The organism is Aeromonas dhakensis (assembly GCF_002285935.1).
GTDB lineage: Bacteria > Pseudomonadota > Gammaproteobacteria > Enterobacterales > Aeromonadaceae > Aeromonas > Aeromonas dhakensis.
The window spans coordinates 3,322,914-3,339,399 of the sequence record NZ_CP023141.1; the positions used below are offsets into that span (position 1 = coordinate 3,322,914).

The 16,486-nt window shown below is 61.2% G+C and carries 12 protein-coding genes; 1 reads left to right on the forward strand and 11 read right to left on the reverse strand.

Annotated features, from left to right (window positions below):
• From CK627_RS15475 to CK627_RS15515, 9 genes are all read right to left on the reverse strand, one after another.
• On the reverse strand, positions 1-3,945 hold the full coding sequence (locus CK627_RS15475; protein ID WP_167385429.1) for an ATP-binding protein: 3,945 nt from the start codon (positions 3,943-3,945) through the stop codon (positions 1-3).
• A gap of 54 nt (positions 3,946-3,999) precedes the next feature.
• Positions 4,000-4,296: an integration host factor subunit alpha gene (gene ihfA / locus CK627_RS15480; protein WP_005300715.1), complete on the reverse strand. Its 297-nt coding sequence runs from the start codon at positions 4,294-4,296 to the stop codon at positions 4,000-4,002.
• Positions 4,297-4,299: 3 nt separating this feature from the next.
• On the reverse strand, positions 4,300-6,687 hold the full coding sequence (gene pheT / locus CK627_RS15485; RefSeq protein WP_095592802.1) for a phenylalanine--tRNA ligase subunit beta: 2,388 nt from the start codon (positions 6,685-6,687) through the stop codon (positions 4,300-4,302).
• Positions 6,688-6,699: 12 nt separating this feature from the next.
• Positions 6,700-7,683: a phenylalanine--tRNA ligase subunit alpha gene (pheS, locus tag CK627_RS15490; protein ID WP_005300689.1), complete on the reverse strand. Its 984-nt coding sequence runs from the start codon at positions 7,681-7,683 to the stop codon at positions 6,700-6,702.
• A 316-nt stretch (positions 7,684-7,999) separates the two neighbouring features.
• Positions 8,000-8,356, reverse strand: coding sequence for a 50S ribosomal protein L20 (gene rplT / locus CK627_RS15495; protein WP_005300683.1), 357 nt, complete (start codon positions 8,354-8,356; stop codon positions 8,000-8,002).
• A gap of 15 nt (positions 8,357-8,371) precedes the next feature.
• A complete protein-coding gene (gene rpmI / locus CK627_RS15500; RefSeq protein ID WP_005300673.1) occupies positions 8,372-8,569 on the reverse strand; it encodes a 50S ribosomal protein L35 in 198 nt (65 codons plus the stop codon).
• Between the two features lie 86 nt (positions 8,570-8,655).
• Entirely contained in the window at positions 8,656-9,204 is a 549-nt protein-coding gene (gene infC / locus CK627_RS15505; protein WP_026139078.1) for a translation initiation factor IF-3, read from the reverse strand.
• 3 nt (positions 9,205-9,207) lie between these two features.
• Positions 9,208-11,136, reverse strand: coding sequence for a threonine--tRNA ligase (gene thrS / locus CK627_RS15510; RefSeq protein ID WP_005300655.1), 1,929 nt, complete (start codon positions 11,134-11,136; stop codon positions 9,208-9,210).
• 236 nt (positions 11,137-11,372) lie between these two features.
• Complete coding sequence (locus CK627_RS15515; RefSeq protein ID WP_042049426.1) at positions 11,373-11,960, reverse strand: tetratricopeptide repeat protein; 588 nt, start codon at positions 11,958-11,960, stop codon at positions 11,373-11,375.
• A 174-nt stretch (positions 11,961-12,134) separates the two neighbouring features.
• Here CK627_RS15515 and CK627_RS15520 point away from each other — a divergent pair, with 174 nt between their 5' ends.
• Positions 12,135-13,190: a PA0069 family radical SAM protein gene (locus tag CK627_RS15520; RefSeq protein ID WP_095592803.1), complete on the forward strand. Its 1,056-nt coding sequence runs from the start codon at positions 12,135-12,137 to the stop codon at positions 13,188-13,190.
• Positions 13,191-13,225: 35 nt separating this feature from the next.
• Here the strand turns inward: CK627_RS15520 and CK627_RS22870 are convergent, their stop codons facing one another.
• Positions 13,226-13,393, reverse strand: coding sequence for a hypothetical protein (locus CK627_RS22870; RefSeq protein ID WP_162852089.1), 168 nt, complete (start codon positions 13,391-13,393; stop codon positions 13,226-13,228).
• A gap of 198 nt (positions 13,394-13,591) precedes the next feature.
• Complete coding sequence (gene gyrA, locus CK627_RS15525; protein WP_095592804.1) at positions 13,592-16,345, reverse strand: DNA topoisomerase (ATP-hydrolyzing) subunit A; 2,754 nt, start codon at positions 16,343-16,345, stop codon at positions 13,592-13,594.
• Between the last annotated feature and the right edge of the window lie 141 nt (positions 16,346-16,486).

Consider the following 16,486-nt stretch of genomic DNA (forward strand, 5'->3'; position numbering starts at 1 on the left):
TCAGAGCCTCTCACGTAGTCGCCGGCACACCTCGTCCAGAGCTTGCCGCAGCGGGGGTAGCAGGGGTTGCCGTGGATCCCGTTTCCACTGTTCAATCACCTGGACGAGCGGGGTCGCGCCCACCATTTTGGCGGCCCCCTTCATCTTGTGTAAAGCGGCTTCCAGTGCCATCTCGTCTGCTTGTGTGACACAGCGCTCAATGTCGGCCAGATCCTGGCCGGTCGCCTCCAGATAGAGGGAGATGAGCTCGGGGGTGAGCAGCGGCATCTGGGCTTCTGACCAAGAAGCAGGCGCTGCCGCCTTCTGCTCCGGGTTCGGCTCGGGTGCGGGGTCCCCCAGAGTGCGCAGCAGATTGGCGAGATCCTTGAGCAGCAGCGGCTTGTCCAGATGACCGCGACAACCGCAGCTGGCCAGCTGCGCCGCCGCCGGCTCGCTGAGATCGGCGGTGATCACGTAGGTGGGCAGATGTTGCCAGCGCGGGGTATCTCGCAGTCGGCGGCAGAGCTCGGCCCCGTCCATCACCGGCATCTGCAGATCAGTCAGCACCAGATCGACCGTCTCGTGCTGCAGCATGTCGAGCGCCAACTGGCCGTTGGCCGCGCTGATCACCTGAGCCCCCAGCTGGGTCAACTGCATGCTGATCAATACCCGGTTCACCTCGTGATCTTCAACCAGCAGCACTCGCATCCCCTGCCCCGGCAACGTGATCATGCCCTGGGCGGAGGGCACCAGCCGCGGCTGCAGCAGGCTGACTACAGAGCCCGGCACCCAGGGTTCGCCCTGCCAGTCCCAGTAGCGCAGCCCCTGTTCATCCTGGCGGGCGCTCAGTACCGGGCCGGCCGGATCGTCCGGCAGATCGAGCTCGCCGAGCCAGGGTAGCAGATAGTCCCGCTCCGCCCCGTCGAGCGCCACATGGACGCTGCTCACCCGCGGGCGCCAGCGCGGCATCTCCTGCAGCAACACCAGCGGCAATGCACAGGTGAAGCGGCTGCCGCCGGTCGTGCGCGGCTCGACTCGGATCTCGCCCCCCATCTGCTCCATCAGCTGGCGACAGATGGCAAGCCCGAGCCCGGTCCCCTGCGCCCGCGGCTGCCCCTCCTCCCCACCCTGTTCAAAGGGCAGGAACAGGCGCGGCAGCAGCTCGGCACTGATGCCGGGCCCCTCGTCATCCACCCCGCAGAGCAGCTGGGTGCCGTCCCGGCGGGCCCACAGCACCACCTCGCCACGGCTGCTGAACTTGATGGCATTGGCCAGCAGGTTGTGCAGTACCTGCTGCACCCGATGGGGATCCAGCTCCACCTGGGCGGGCAGCCGGTGATCCAGATCCAGCCGCAGTTGCAGCCGCTTGGAGCGGGCCTTGGACCAGTGCACGGCAGCCACATGCTCGCACAAGTCCACCAGATCGGTGGGCTGGGGCGAGAGCGCCAGCTGCCGGTTCTCGTTGCGGCTGAAATCGAGCACGTCGTTGAGCAGGCCCAGCAGCTCATCCCCTGCCTGCCTGACATGGGAGAGCGCAGAGTGCTGCTCGGCATTGAGGGGGGTGTGGCTGATCCACTCCAGCAGCCCCAGGATGGCGTTCATGGGGGTGCGAATTTCGTGGCTCACCGCCGCGAGGAAGCGGCCCTTGGCCAGCACGGCCTGCTCGGCCCGTTCATGGGAGGCCTGCAGCGCCTGCTCCTGCTCGACCCGCACCGTCACATCCTGCACCACCCCGTATACCCGCCACCCCTGCTCGGGCAGGCTGCGTCCCCGGCCGTAGAACTGCAGCCAGCGGGTACCCTTGAGCGGATGCTGGTAGCGCAGGGCATAGGAGAAGGGCTGGCCGGCCTGCAGCATCTCGCGCATGGGCTGCTGCATCTCGACCTTGTCCTGCGGCGCCAGCCGTCCCAGCGCCTCGCCCGGGTTGCGGCGGATCTGCTGGCTGGCCAGCCCCAGCAGCTCATAGCTGCCGCGGCTGATGAACTCCACCTGGCGGATCCCCTCCTCGTGCAGCAGGAACTGGATCACCACGCCGGGCACCGTGTTGGTCAACGCCCGCAGGCGCCGCTCGGCCTGGCGCAACAAGCGGGTGCGCTCGCGCAGGGCACTGATGTTGGAGAGCGCGATGAGATCCCCCGCCGGCGACTGCTTGCCGAGCTGGAGCGGGATCTGGGCGTAGGAGTAGACCTGATCGCCCAGCGCCATCTCCCCCTCGCTCTCCTGCAGCTGGGCCTGCGGCAAGTGCAGCTCCGCCAGGTAGCGGGCCTCCAGCCGCTTGGCCTGCTTGTTGCGCTTGATGATCTCGCCCTGATTGTCCCGCAGGAACACGGGCACCGGCAGCGCCTGGAACAGGGACTCCCGGAACTGGCTCTCCAGAGCCAGGGTCCGCTCCATCGCCTGGCGCTGACTCACCTCCCGGGCCAGCTGCTGGCGCGAGCGCCAGATCAGCCAGATGACACCGGCACTGATCAGCAGCGCCAGCAACACCGAACCCAGCCAGATCCCGTAGCTGACTCCGGCCTGCTGGGTCAGTACCAGCCGGTGCCAGCGCAGTTTGAGATCGTCATTCTGCTTGCCGGTGAGGGTCATCAGACTCTGCTCCATCACCCCGGCAAGCCTGGGGCTGTGCCGACTGATGGCAAACCCCAACCCGAAACGCTGCGGCAGCTCCCGCACCTCCAGCCCGTCCAGCTGGTTGTTGCGAAGCGGGTATTGCAGCTGATAGAGCTCGGCCAGCATGGCGTCGGCCGCGCCGCTCTGTACCGCCGCGATCCCCGCTGCCAGGGTGTCGCTCTTGCGCCAGTGATGAGTACCCTCCAGGCGGGTCAGCATCTCTTCGTCATAGAGGGTGGCGGGCACCACTATCCTGCCCTTCACCGCCGCCAGCGTCTCGAACGGCTGGGTCTTGCGGCTCACCAGGGCATAACGGCTGACCGCCATGATCCGGGTGAAGTCGAAGGCATCGGTCAGCGCCGGCGTCTCCAGCAGGCCGACCATCATGTCCGCCTCGCCGCTTTGCAGCTTGGCCAGCGCCTCTTCCCGGCTGGTAGTGGGGATCACGTGGAAGTTGAGCCCGGTCTGCTGGCTCACCAGCTTCAGCACGTCCGCACTCCACCCCTTGAGATCGCCCTGCTCGTCGAGGCCGCTGTAGGGCATCAGATCCGGGTTGACCACCAGCTTGATGGCGCTGGAGGTGCCGACCAGCCAGGCCTGCTCCTTGTCGGTGAAGTGAAGCGGGTTGATGTCCTGCTCCCCCTGCGCCAGGTAGCGGTCGAGATCCTGATAGAGGGAGCCCGGCGGCAGGTAGCGGATGGCGGTGTCGATCAGCTCGCGCAGCGCCGGTTTGTCCCGCATCATCAGCCGGTAGCTCACCACCAGCTCGTCGCTGCGCAGGCGCCTCAGCCGCAGCCCGGTGTCTGGGTATTCGCGCATCAGGTAACGCAGCTGCAGGTAGTCGCCGAGGTAGGCCGTCCCCTTGCCCGCCGCCAGCGCCGCGTACCAGTTGTCCGCCTCGGTCAGGGGCTGCTGGGTTGCATGGGGATAGAGGGCCCGCAGCACCTCGTTCGCCTGCCAGATGGGCGAGACCAGAAACCTGGCCTGCCCCAGCTCGCCGCGATAGAGGATGGCGGACTCGGCCTCCAGCATGGCACGACTGAGCGCCATCCCGGGCAGGGCCTCCAGGGAGGGGCCCACGTTGGGAATGAGATCGCAGCGCCCCTCCAACAATCCGCTGCGCACGGCAGACCAGTTGGGCAGCTTCTGGTAGATGAGCGGAAAGGGGAGCTGTTCGGCCAGCCGCTCCATCTGATCGACCAGCAGCCCTCCCGACTCATCGAGATAAGGCGGCCTGATGAGCGCCGGATAACAGATGGTCAGCGACTTGGTGGCATCGGCAAATGCCTTGGCGGTCGTGGAGAGAGGCAGATCCATCGCCTGCAGTGGCGCGGCCAGCAGCAGACCTAGCAAAAGACTGGTTTTTATCATGAAAAAGTAAAAGCCAGGCGGTTGCCTGGCTTTTTGTCACTCGTTGGGTTCAACATTTTCGACCCTGGCCTTGAGTTTCTGACCAGGGCGGAAGGTGACCACCCGCCGGGCGCTGATGGGAATATCTTCGCCGGTTTTCGGGTTACGTCCTGGACGCTGGTTCTTCTCACGAAGATCAAAGTTACCGAAGCCTGAAATCTTGACTTGTTCACCACGCTCAAGCGCTTGTCTGATCTCTTCAAAGAAGGCTTCCACCATATCTTTGGCTTCACGCTTGCTCATCCCGAGCTGGGTGAACAGGTGCTCTGCAATGTCGGCTTTGGTAAGCGCCATAGATCAATCCCTCAAGGATGCATTCAACTCTTCACCAAGGGCCCGCACGACATTGTCTACGGTCTCGGCAATCTCTTTCTCCTCCAGAGTGCGCTGGGTGTCTTGCAGAACAAGACTGATGGCCAGGCTCTTCTTGTCCTCGGCCATACCAGCACCCTGGTATACGTCAAACAAGTTTATTCCAACTACCTGATTTCCGCCAACTTTTTTAATTACTGCCAGCACATCGCCGGCCAGAACCGCAACATCAACCACCACGGCGATGTCACGACGGTTGGCCGGGAAGCGGGAAACTTCGGCTGCAACCGGCACCTTGGCCGGGGTCAGCTTGTCCAGCTCCAGCTCGAACATCACGGCGCGGCTCTTGAGGCCCAGCTTCTTCTCGAGGCTCGGGTGGATCACGCCGATGTGACCGATCACGGCACCATTGCGCAGGATCGCCGCGCTCTGGCCCGGGTGCAGCGCACTGTGTTCGGCACGCTCGAAGGTGAAGGTGGCGCCTTCGGCGGTCAAGTCCAGCACAGCTTCCAGATCCCCTTTCAGATCAAAGAAGTCGGCAGCGCGGCTCTTGATGTCCCAGTGCTCGTCGCTCTGGTTGCCGGTGATGATGCCGGCCAGCATGGGCTCCTGACGGATGCCGTTCTCGGCATTCTCGTCCTTGATGAAACGCAGGCCCTGCTCGAACAGGCGCACGCGCGGCTGCTGACGGTTCTGGTTGTAGACCACCGCCTGTACCAGACCCGGGAACAGAGAGACGCGCATGGCGGACATCTCGACCGAGATCGGGTTCGGCAGCACGATGGCATCGCTCTGCGGGAACAGGGTCTGCTGAGCCTTGGGATCGACGAAGCTGTAGGTGATCGCTTCCTGGAAGCCGCGATCGACCAGCAGGTCGCGCACCCGCTTCAGGGTCACCTGCCCTTCCGCCTGCTCTACCATCGCGAGCGATGCGGCGGGTTTGAGGTTCGGGATGTTGTTGTAGCCGTAGATGCGGGCCACTTCCTCGATGAGATCTTCCTCGATGGCGATATCGAAACGCCAGGAGGGAGCCAGCGCGGTCCAGCCGTCGGCGTCCACGGTCACCTGCATGCCGAGGCGAGTCAGGATCTCGACCACCTGCGCGTCCGCCACGCTGATGCCGATCACCTTGTCGAGCTTGGCACGACGCAGCTTGATGGGGGCCGCTTTGGGCAGATGCTCATCGGATTTGACCTCGATGACCGGACCTGCTTCACCGCCGCAGATATCCAGCAGCAGACGGGTGGCACGATCCATCACCTTGGCCTGCAGCTCAGGGTCGACGCCGCGCTCGAAGCGGTGGGAGGAGTCGGTGTGCAGACCGTAGGCACGGGCACGGCCGGTGATGGAGAGCGGCGCGAAGAAGGCGCACTCCAGCAGGATGTCGGTGGTGGTCTCGGAGACACCGGTGCGATTGCCGCCGAAGATGCCGGCCATGCAGGCAGGGCCCTTGGCATCGGCAATCACCAGAGTGGTCTCTTTGAGCTTCACTTCGTTGCCATCGAGCAGAGTCATCGGCTCGTCGGCCTTGGCGCGGCGCACCACCAGTTCCCCTTCAAGCGTCGCCAAGTCGAAGGCGTGCATCGGCTGGCCATATTCCAGCAGCAGGTAGTTGGTGATGTCGACGATGGCGTCGATGGAGCGGATACCGCCACGGCGCAGCTTCTCCTGCATCCAGAGCGGGCTCTGGGCGTGCAGGTTCAGCCCCTTGATGACACGACCGAGATAACGGGGGCAATCGGCCGGCGCTTCAACCCGGATCGGGAAGGTAGCGTCGATGGTGGCAGCAGCAGGGGTCCAGGTCGGCTCGACCACGTCAACGCTGTTGAGCACGCCGATTTCACGGGCCAGACCGGCGATGCCGAGGCAGTCGGCGCGGTTCGGGGTCAGATCCACGTCGATGCTGACGTCGTTGAGCGCCAGGTAGTCGCGGATATCGGTGCCGATGGGGGCGTCAAGCGGCAGCTCGATGATGCCATCGGCCTCGACGTCGATACCCAGCTCGCTGAAGGAGCAGAGCATGCCGTGGGACGGCTGGCCGCGCAGCTTGGCTTTCTTGATGGTGAAATCACCCGGCAGGGTCGCCCCGACCTTGGCCACGCAGACTTTGAGGCCGGCACGGCAGTTCGGTGCACCGCAGACGATGTCCAGCAGCTCTTCTTCGCCCACGTTGACCTTGGTCACCCGCAGCTTGTCGGCGTCCGGGTGCTGGGCGCACTCGACCACTTCACCCACCACCACGTTGTTGAACTGGCCGGCCACCGCTTCCACGGCGTCCACTTCCAGACCAGCCATGGTGATCTGCTCGGCCAGTGCGTTGTCACTCAACTCGGTGCGGACCCACTCCATCACCCAGGATTTACTGAATTTCATGTTCTCTCGCCCTTACTTGAACTGCTTGAGGAAGCGCAGGTCGTTTTCGAAGAAGGCACGCAGGTCGTTGACCCCGTAACGCAGCATGGTCAGGCGCTCAACGCCCATGCCGAAGGCAAAACCGGAGTATTTTTCCGGATCGATGCCGACCGAACGCAGCACGTTCGGGTGCACCATGCCGCAGCCCAGCACTTCCAGCCACTTGCCGTTCTTGCCCATCACGTCCACTTCGGCGCTCGGCTCGGTGAACGGGAAGTAGGAAGGACGGAAGCGAATGGTCAAGTCTTCCTCGAAGTAGTTGCGCAGGAAGTCATGCAGGATGCCCTTGAGCTCGGTGAAGCTGGCATGCTCGTCAACCAGCAGGCCTTCGACCTGGTGGAACATCGGGGTGTGGGTCATGTCGTAGTCGTTACGATAGACGCGGCCCGGCGCTATGATGCGGATCGGCGGCTGCTGATGCTCCATGGTGCGGATCTGCACGCCCGAGGTGTGGGTGCGCAGCATCAGATCAGGATTGAAGTAGAAGGTATCGTGATCGGTACGAGCCGGATGGTGCGCCGGGATATTCAGCGCATCGAAGTTGTGGAAGCCATCTTCAATCTCGGGACCACGGGCAACCTTGAAGCCCATCTCGCCAAACAGGCGCTCGATGCGCTCGATGGTGCGGGTCACCGGGTGCAGACCGCCATTCTCGATGCGACGGCCAGGCAGGCTGACGTCGATGGTCTCGGCGGCCAGCTTCTGGTTCAGCACGGCAACTTCGAGGGCTTCACGACGCCCATTTAAGGCATCCTGAACCTGCTGTTTGGCCTGGTTGATCACGGCGCCCGCGGCGGGACGCTCTTCAGCGGACAGGGCGCCCAGGCCCTTCATCTGCTCGGTAAAAAAGCCCTTTTTACCCAGATATTTGACCCGGATTTCGTCAAGGGCGGCGATGTCGCTTACGCCCTCAATTTCGGCCCTGGCTTGGCCGACTACTTCTTCAAGCTGTTGCATGTCTTCCTCGTCACCACTCCCGGTACAGGAGCCTTTAGGCTAAATAAGGTCAAGAGGGGAATAATACAAAAAAAGCCCCTTCACTGACCATAGTTAAGGTGCCCTTTTCTCCCTAGAAATCATTTTGTTATCAAGTAGGGCTTCGAGCCGGACCTGCTTCTTCTTTGCGATTGGATATACAATTTCAGTTTGATGGCATATGAAGCCATATGTATAGCTATCATGATGGTAGAGTCATCGCCGCCTGCAAGCGACAAATGACAGACAACAAAAAAGGAGGCCTGAGCCTCCTTTTAGCATTTATAACAGAACCGGATTAAACCAGAGCTGCTTTGGCCTTTTCAACCAGGGCGGTGAAAGCCAGCTTGTCGTGAACGGCGATATCGGACAGGATCTTGCGATCGATCTCGATGGAAGCCTTCTTCAGACCGTTGATCAGACGGCTGTAGGACAGACCGTTCTGACGGGCTGCTGCGTTGATACGAGCAATCCACAGTTGACGGAACTGACGCTTTTTCTGGCGACGGTCACGGTAGGCATACTGACCAGCTTTGGTTACCGCTTGTACCGCTACGCGGTAGACACGGGAACGGGCGCCGTAGTAACCCTTGGCGGCTTTCATTACTTTCTTGTGACGAGCGCGAGCGGTCACACCACGTTTAACTCTTGGCATTTTTCACATCCCCCCTTATGCGTACGGCAGACAAGCGACAACACGTTTGTGGTCGGCAGCGGAAACAAAGAACTTCGGTCCCAGCTGACGCTTACGCTTACTGCTCTTCTTGGTCAGGATGTGACGCAGGTGGTTGTGCTTGCACTTGAAGCGACCTGAGCCAGTCTTCTTGAAGCGCTTTGCGGCGCCCCGGTTGGTTTTCATCTTCGGCATTTCATACTCCGCATTGTGAGTGACAACAAAATCGCAAGGCGAACCGACTCATGGGGCTGGCCCCATGAGTCAATTTCTTGTGGGCCTTAAGATTTCTTCTTGGGTGCGAGGACCATCACAGCTTGACGGCCTTCGACTTTCGGGAACGATTCGACTACGGCCAGCTCTTCCAGGTCGTTCTTGACACGCTCCAGAACCTTGATACCAAGATCCTGGTGGGCCATTTCACGACCACGGAAGCGCAGGGTGACCTTTGCCTTGTCCCCGTCTTCCAGAAAGCGAACCAGGTTGCGTAGTTTTACCTGATAGTCGCCTTCGTCGGTGCCAGGACGGAATTTGATTTCCTTGACCTGGACGACTTTCTGCTTTTTCTTCTGTTCTTTGGTGGTTTTGCTCTTTTCGTAGAGGAATTTGCCGTAATCCATGATCCGGCAAACGGGCGGCTCAGCGTTCGGACTGATCTCGACCAGATCCACTCCGGCCTCAAGGGCCAAGTTCAGAGCATCCTGGATGGAGGTGATGCCAATGGCTTCACCATCCAGGCCAGTCAGACGAACTTCTTTCAGACGGATCTCTTCGTTGATCCGGTGAGCGCGGGCTTGCGGTTGCTTGCCCAGTTTTTTTCCGCCTTTTATAGCTTATTCCTCCACTTTCTTTTGTCCGCGGGTCTGAACTTCCTGGGTCAACAGAGCAATCAGCTCTTCAACAGGATAAGAGCCCAGGTCAGCCCCTTTACGGGTACGTACTGCAATCTTGCCAGCTTCTACTTCTTTATCGCCGCAGACCAGCATAAAAGGTACCCGCTTCAAAGTATGCTCGCGGATTTTAAAGCCAATCTTCTCATTTCTCAAGTCCGCTTTTGCGCGAAGGCCCGCATCATTCAATGCTTTGGCTACTTTCACCGCATAATCGGCCTGATTGTCGGTAATATTCATGACCACGGCCTGGGTAGGTGCCAACCAGGTCGGGAACAGTCCGGCGTACTCTTCGGTCAGGATCCCGATGAAACGCTCCAGCGAGCCCAGAATGGCGCGGTGGATCATCACGGGGACGTGACGTTCGTTGTCTTCGCCCACATAGGTGGCACCCAGACGGCCCGGCAGGGCAAAATCGAGCTGCACGGTACCACATTGCCAGGCACGGTCAAGGCAGTCATGCAGGGTGAATTCGATCTTGGGACCGTAGAAGGCCCCCTCGCCCGGCTGCAGGTCGTACTTCAGACCGTTCAGCACCAGCGCTTCGGCCAGTGCGGCCTCGGCGCGATCCCAGGCTTCGTCGGAGCCGATACGCTGTTCCGGACGAGTGGAGAGCTTGACCACGATGTTCTCGAAACCGAAGGTGCCGTAGACGTCGTAGACCATGCGGATGCACGCAGACACCTCTTCCATGATCTGCTCTTCGGTACAGAAGATGTGGGCATCATCCTGAGTGAAACCCCGTACCCGCATCAGGCCGTGCAGGGAGCCTGACGGCTCGTTGCGGTGGCAGGAGCCGAACTCGGCCATGCGCAGCGGCAGGTCGCGGTAGGATTTCAGACCCTGGTTGAAGATCTGCACGTGACCCGGGCAGTTCATCGGCTTGATGGCGTACTCGCGGTTCTCGGACTGGGTGGTGAACATGGCCTGGGCGTACTTCTCCCAGTGACCTGAACGCTCCCACAGCACGCGATCCATCATGAAGGGACCCTTCACTTCCTGATAGTCGTACTCTTTGAGCTTGCCGCGGATGAAGGTTTCCAGCTCGCGGAAGATGGTCCAGCCATCGTTGTGCCAGAACACCATGCCAGGCGCTTCTTCCTGCATGTGGTACAGGTCGAGCTGCTTGCCGATCTTGCGGTGGTCGCGCTTGGCGGCCTCTTCCAGACGCTGCAGATAGGCTTTGAGCTGCTTCTTGTCGGCCCAGGCGGTGCCGTAGATGCGCTGCAGCATTTTGTTGTTGGAGTCACCGCGCCAGTAGGCGCCGGACATCTTCTGCAACTTGAAGTGGTGGCAGTGACGCATGTTGGGCACGTGCGGGCCGCGACACATGTCGATGTACTCTTCGTGATGATAAAGACCTGGCTGGTCATCACGGGCAATGTTCTGATCCAGGATCTCGACCTTGTAAGTCTCGCCACGGGCTTCGAACACATCGCGTGCTTCCTGCCAGGAGACCTTCTTCTTGACGACGTCGTAATCCTTGGCGGCCAGCGCAAGCATGCGTTCTTCCAGGGCAGCCAGATCTTCATCGGTCAGGGTGCGGTCGAGATCGATGTCGTAGTAGAAACCATTGTCTATGACGGGACCGATGGCCATCTTGGTCTGGGGCCAGAGTTGCTTGATGGCATGACCCAGCAGGTGAGCACAGGAGTGGCGCAGAATGTCCAGACCTTCTTCGTCTTTGGCGGTGATGATGGCCAGGGAGGCATCGGCTTCGATCAGCTCGCAGGCATCCACCAGTTCACCGTTTACCCGACCGGCAATGCACGCCTTGGCGAGACCGGGACCGATGTCCGCGGCCACATCCATGACGGAAACGGCGTGGGCAAATTGACGTTGGCTGCCATCAGGCAGAGTAATGATTGGCATTGTGTGTTTCCTTATACAGTGGTGCCCCCTACCAAAGGGCACATGCGGGATGGAAAGATTCATTCAAAAATGGGTGATGTTCTGGCTCTCCACAGCACTTTGCGAAGACGCCCCGTGACGCAAACAACCCGTTCAACGTCGCAAGACAAACCAAAAACCGAACCATGCTACCAGAAGTAGGCGGGGCTGTATCGGGTTTGCTGAGATTTTCTACAACCAGATGAACCGCTTGGAGGTTATTCTCCTAGCAGAGGCTGCCAGTTGAAGTCGAACGTGGAGCTCCCCTCCTGGGCCAGTTCCAGCTCCTGCAGCACCTTGAGCGCCAGCTGGTTGCCCTGCCTGGCGGCCTGATAGAGCCACTCCTTGGCACGGGGCAAATCGACCCGCCCGCTGACCCCCATCAGATGCAGCACCCCCACCTTCAACATGGCGGGCACATCGCCGTTCCTGGCCGCCAGCTCCATCCAGTGAAATGCCTCGCGCAGATCCCGCTTCACCCCGGCACCCCGCAAATAGAGCTCCCCCAGCCGGTATTGGCCGAAGGCGTCCCCCGCCTGCGCCGCCTGACGATAGAGGCTGATGGCGCGATCCATATCCTGCTCGCTCCCCTGCCCCATTTCATGGCTCCAGCCCATCAGCGCCTGCGCCCGTGGCTGGCCCTGATCCGCCAGCGGCGACCAGATCCGGGTTGCCTCATCGAAGTGACCGGTGCGCCAGGCGCGGTTGGCCGAGGCCAGCTCCTGCTCGGTAGAGAGCGGGATCAGGCGCCAGATAACCAGCGCAATGACAGCGATGAAGAGCCAGCGGTAGGTGATGGGTGCCATGATGATTTCCGTGATCCAGTTCGCATTTCGTCTATGTAAACGAAATGTAGCGCCGCGATCAAGCAAGAGATCCTTTTGACATGCTTTTTATGGCGGGATAGGTCGGCAGAACTTGCATTCGGCAATGGGGGGCAGCATGATAGCTGTATATATAAACAGTGCTAGTGCAATGCGATGGCAGGACGAGGCAGTTCCCACAATGTTGATCACCGTTTCAGCGGCCAGCGGGTCGATGCGGTCGACGACGGCTGGGCCCAACCCGAGTGGGAAGCGGCATTCGCCGCCAGCGCTCCCCGCACCGAGGTGACGGAGATCAGCGCCCGCAGCATCATCAGTTACAACAGTTCCCCCGACGTTCCCTTCGGCCGCTCCATCAATCCCTATCAGGGGTGCGAACACGGTTGCATTTACTGTTATGCCAGACCGAGCCACGCCTATCTCGAGCTCTCCCCCGGCCTCGATTTCGAAACCCGGCTGTTCGCCAAGCTCAACGCCGCCGAGCTGCTGCGCCGGGAGTTTGCCAGACCCGCCTATCAGCCGCAGACCATAGTGCTGGGGGCCAATACCGACCCTTATCAGCCCATCGAGCACCACTATCGCCTCACCCGCCAGTTGCTGGAAGTGATGCTGGCCCATCGCCATCCGGTGGGGATCATCACCAAGAGCGCCATGATATTGCGCGACCTCGATCTGCTGACGGAGCTGGCCCAAGAGGGCCTCTGCCAGGTGATGGTGTCGGTCACCACCTTGAATGAAACCCTGCGGCGACAACTGGAGCCAAGAGCAAGCACGGGGGCCGGCCGGCTCAAGGTGGTGGAGAGACTGGCCCGCGCCGGCGTGCCGGTCGGCGTGCTGGCGGCCCCCATGATCCCGCGGCTCAACGAACCCGAGCTCGAGCAGATCATCAAGAGCGCCGCCGAGGCCGGCGCCCACTGCGCCGACTATATCCTGCTGCGACTGCCCCACGAGCTGGCACCGCTGTTCAGTGACTGGCTGGAACAATACTACCCAGGCCAGAAGGAGGCGATCCTCAACCAGCTGCGAGCCAGCCGGGACGGCGCCCTCAACAGTCCCGCCTTCGGGACCCGGATGCGGGGAGAAGGCCAGTTTGCCGATCTGCTGGCCCAGCGCTTTCGCTTGATCGCCAAGCGGCTCGGGCTCGGCAAGCGCCACTTTCAACTGCGCCAGGATGCCTTCATCCGCCCGGGCGAGCAGCTGCGGCTGTTTTAATTCCCGTCATGACGCCACCAGTGGGCATGACCAAGTCAGCTTCTGTGGCGCACTCCTGCAGCGCGCTCGCGGGCAATCAGCTCGACCGGCAGCCTCGCCGGTTCATGGGCCACTTCCAGCTCCTGTTCGTGCTGCGCCTCGTCCCTCCCGGCTTCGCCCCATACCCGGCTCCACCAGATCTCCCACATTACCCAGCTGGTCATAAGATACTCCTGTGCGGCAGAGGCCGCCGTTGTGATCGCCGACGCAGGCAAGATGCCCTGCCCCCATGACAGAGGCATGACGCCCCGATGACATCTCGGTTGCCGCTCTGGCAGCAGCCTGGCTGGGGCAGCTAACGGCGGGCATAAAAAAAGAGCGACCTGAAGGTCGCTCTTTCGTATCGGGAAAAGGGGGAACGATTATTCGTCGCCCGCCTCCCCTGCATCGACAGCACCGGTGTCTGCGGCGGTATCGGTGCCTTCAGACACCTCACCCTCGACGGCCAGTGCCTCGGTTTCCTCTTCGTCGCTCTCAGCAACACGCTGCAGGCCGACCACGGTTTCGTCTTCACCGGTACGGATCAGACGCACACCGCCGGTGTTGCGGCCGATGACGCTCACCTCGGCAACGCGAGTACGTACCAGGGTGCCGCCGTTGGTGATCAGCATGATCTGGTCGGTATCCTCGACCTGGATCGCATCGATCACCTTGCCGTTGCGCTCGTCCACCTTGATGGAGATAACGCCCTGGGTACCACGGCTCTTGGTCGGGTATTCGTCCAGCGCGGTACGCTTGCCGTAACCATTCTCGGTGGCGGTGAGGATGGCACCGTCGCCACGGGGCACGATGAGGGAGACCACCTTGTCACCGGCGCCGAGCTTGATGCCGCGCACACCGGCAGCAGTACGACCCATGGGGCGTACGCCCTTGAAGGTGCCCTTGCTTTCGGAGCCTTCGCCGTTGTCGCTGCCATCATCGTCGTTGCCGGCATCGTCGTCGGTTTCAACTTCGTCAGTGGCATCGGCATCGGCATCGGCGCGACCGCTGCCTTCCGCGAAGCGAACAACCTTGCCCGCATCGGAGAACAGCATGATCTCGTTGCTGCCATCGGTGATGTCCACCCCGATCAGCTCATCACCCTCTTTGAGGTTGATGGCGCGGATACCGGAGGAGAGCGGACGGCTGAAGTCGGACAGGCTGGTCTTCTTCACGGTACCGTTGGCAGTGGCGAAGAAGACGTACTTCTCGGCATCATACTCCTTGACCGGCAGAATGGCGGTGATGCGCTCACCCTCATCCAGCGGCAGCAGGTTGATGATCGGACGACCGCGGGCGCCACGGGACGCCTCCGGCAGTTGATACACCTTGAGCCAGTAGACCTTGCCACGGGTGGAGAAGCACAGAATGGTGTCGTGGGTGTTGGCCACCAGCAGACGCTCCACAAAGTCCTCTTCCTTGATCCGGGTGGCCGACTTGCCACGACCGCCGCGGCGCTGGGCCTCGTAGTCGGAGAGCGGCTGATACTTCACGTAACCCTGGTGAGACAGGGTAACGACCACGTCTTCCGGGGTGATCAGATCTTCGATGTTGATCTCGGCGCTGGACATGCTGATCTCGGTACGACGCTCGTCGCCATACTGCTCGCGCACGGCCAGCAGTTCGTCACGGATCACTTCCATCAACCGTACCGGGCTTGCCAGGATGAACAGCAGCTCGGCGATGAGATCCAGCAGAGATTGGTACTCTTCCAGGATCTTCTCGTGCTCGAGGCCGGTCAGCTTGTGCAGACGCAGGTCAAGGATGGCCTGGGCCTGCTGCTCGGTCAGGTAGTAGTGACCCTCGCGAATGCCGAACTCGGGCTCCAGCCACTCGGGGCGGGCCGCGTCGTCACCGGCTTTCTCCAGCATGGCAGCCACGTTGCCGAGCTCCCAGCCTTTGGCAACCAGGCCCGCTTTCGCATCGGCCGGGGTCGCACTGTGGCGAATGAGCTCGATCACCGGATCGATGTTGGCCAGGGCTACCGCCAGACCTTCCAGGATGTGGGCCCGATCCCGCGCCTTGCGCAGTTCGAACACGGTCCGGCGGGTCACCACTTCGCGGCGGTGCAGCAGGAACGCATCCAGGATCTCTTTGAGGTTCATCACCTTGGGCTGGTTGTTGTCCAGCGCCACCATGTTGATGCCGAAGGTGGTCTGCATCTGGGTGTGCTTGTAGAGATTGTTCAGCACAATCTCGCCGGACTCGCCGCGCTTGATCTCGATGACGATGCGCATGCCGTCCTTGTCGGACTCATCGCGCAGGGCACTGATGCCCTCGATCTTCTTCTCTTTGACCAGCTCGGCAATCTTCTCGATCAGGCGAGCCTTGTTCACCTGATAGGGGATCTCGTGGACGATGATGGTCTCGCGACTGGTCTTCTCGTCTACTTCCACCTCGGCCTTGGCGCGCACGTAGATGGAGCCACGACCGGTACGGTACGCCTGCACGATGCCGGAACGACCGTTGATGATGCCACCGGTGGGGAAATCCGGGCCGGTGATGTAGGTCATCAGCTCGTCGATGGTGAGGTCGCCGTTCTCGATCAACGCCAGACAGCCGTTGACTATCTCGGTGAGGTTGTGAGGCGGAATGTTGGTCGCCATGCCCACCGCAATACCGGAGGAGCCGTTGACCAGCAGGTTGGGAACCTTGGTGGGCATGACAGCCGGGATCATCTCGGTGCCGTCATAGTTCGGCACCCAGTCCACGGTCTCTTTGTCCAGATCGGCCAGCAGCTCGTGGGAGATGCGGGCCATCCGCACTTCGGTATAACGCATGGCCGCGGCGCTGTCGCCATCGACCGAACCGAAGTTGCCCTGACCGTCGACCAGCATGTAACGCATGGAGAAATCCTGCGCCATGCGGACGATGGTGTCATACACGGCACTGTCGCCGTGCGGGTGATATTTACCGATTACGTCACCGACCACACGGGCCGATTTTTTATAGGGCTTGTTCCAGTCGTTCCCCAGCTCGTTCATTGCATACAGAACGCGGCGGTGAACCGGTTTCAAGCCATCACGCACATCCGGCAGAGCTCGTCCTACGATCACGCTCATGGCGTAATCAAGATAGGAACTCTTGAGCTCTTCTTCGATGTTGACCGGCGTGATCTCTCTGGCCAGATCGCTCATAGAAAGCCTTAATCCCTAATTAGTTGTTCTTTGGCTTAAACAGCGCGACATGGTAACACACTGAGCCAAATATCTTAAGCCACAAATCCGGTAACAAGTCGGGCTGGTGTGACAAAGTCCGTCCGTTATAATGCCCGCCAG

What these genes read in the sequence shown, in the direction of transcription:
- CK627_RS22870 (WP_162852089.1), bottom strand. Translation starts at nt 13,393, where the DNA reads ATGACCAGCTGGGTAATGTGGGAGATCTGGTGGAGCCGGGTATGGGGC.
- rplT (WP_005300683.1), bottom strand. Translation starts at nt 8,356, where the DNA reads ATGCCAAGAGTTAAACGTGGTGTGACCGCTCGCGCTCGTCACAAGAAA.
- CK627_RS15520 (WP_095592803.1), top strand. Translation starts at nt 12,135, where the DNA reads ATGGCAGGACGAGGCAGTTCCCACAATGTTGATCACCGTTTCAGCGGC.
- rpmI (WP_005300673.1), bottom strand. Translation starts at nt 8,569, where the DNA reads ATGCCGAAGATGAAAACCAACCGGGGCGCCGCAAAGCGCTTCAAGAAG.
- CK627_RS15515 (WP_042049426.1), bottom strand. Translation starts at nt 11,960, where the DNA reads ATGGCACCCATCACCTACCGCTGGCTCTTCATCGCTGTCATTGCGCTG.
- ihfA (WP_005300715.1), bottom strand. Translation starts at nt 4,296, where the DNA reads ATGGCGCTTACCAAAGCCGACATTGCAGAGCACCTGTTCACCCAGCTC.
- pheS (WP_005300689.1), bottom strand. Translation starts at nt 7,683, where the DNA reads ATGCAACAGCTTGAAGAAGTAGTCGGCCAAGCCAGGGCCGAAATTGAG.
- gyrA (WP_095592804.1), bottom strand. Translation starts at nt 16,345, where the DNA reads ATGAGCGATCTGGCCAGAGAGATCACGCCGGTCAACATCGAAGAAGAG.
- thrS (WP_005300655.1), bottom strand. Translation starts at nt 11,136, where the DNA reads ATGCCAATCATTACTCTGCCTGATGGCAGCCAACGTCAATTTGCCCAC.
- pheT (WP_095592802.1), bottom strand. Translation starts at nt 6,687, where the DNA reads ATGAAATTCAGTAAATCCTGGGTGATGGAGTGGGTCCGCACCGAGTTG.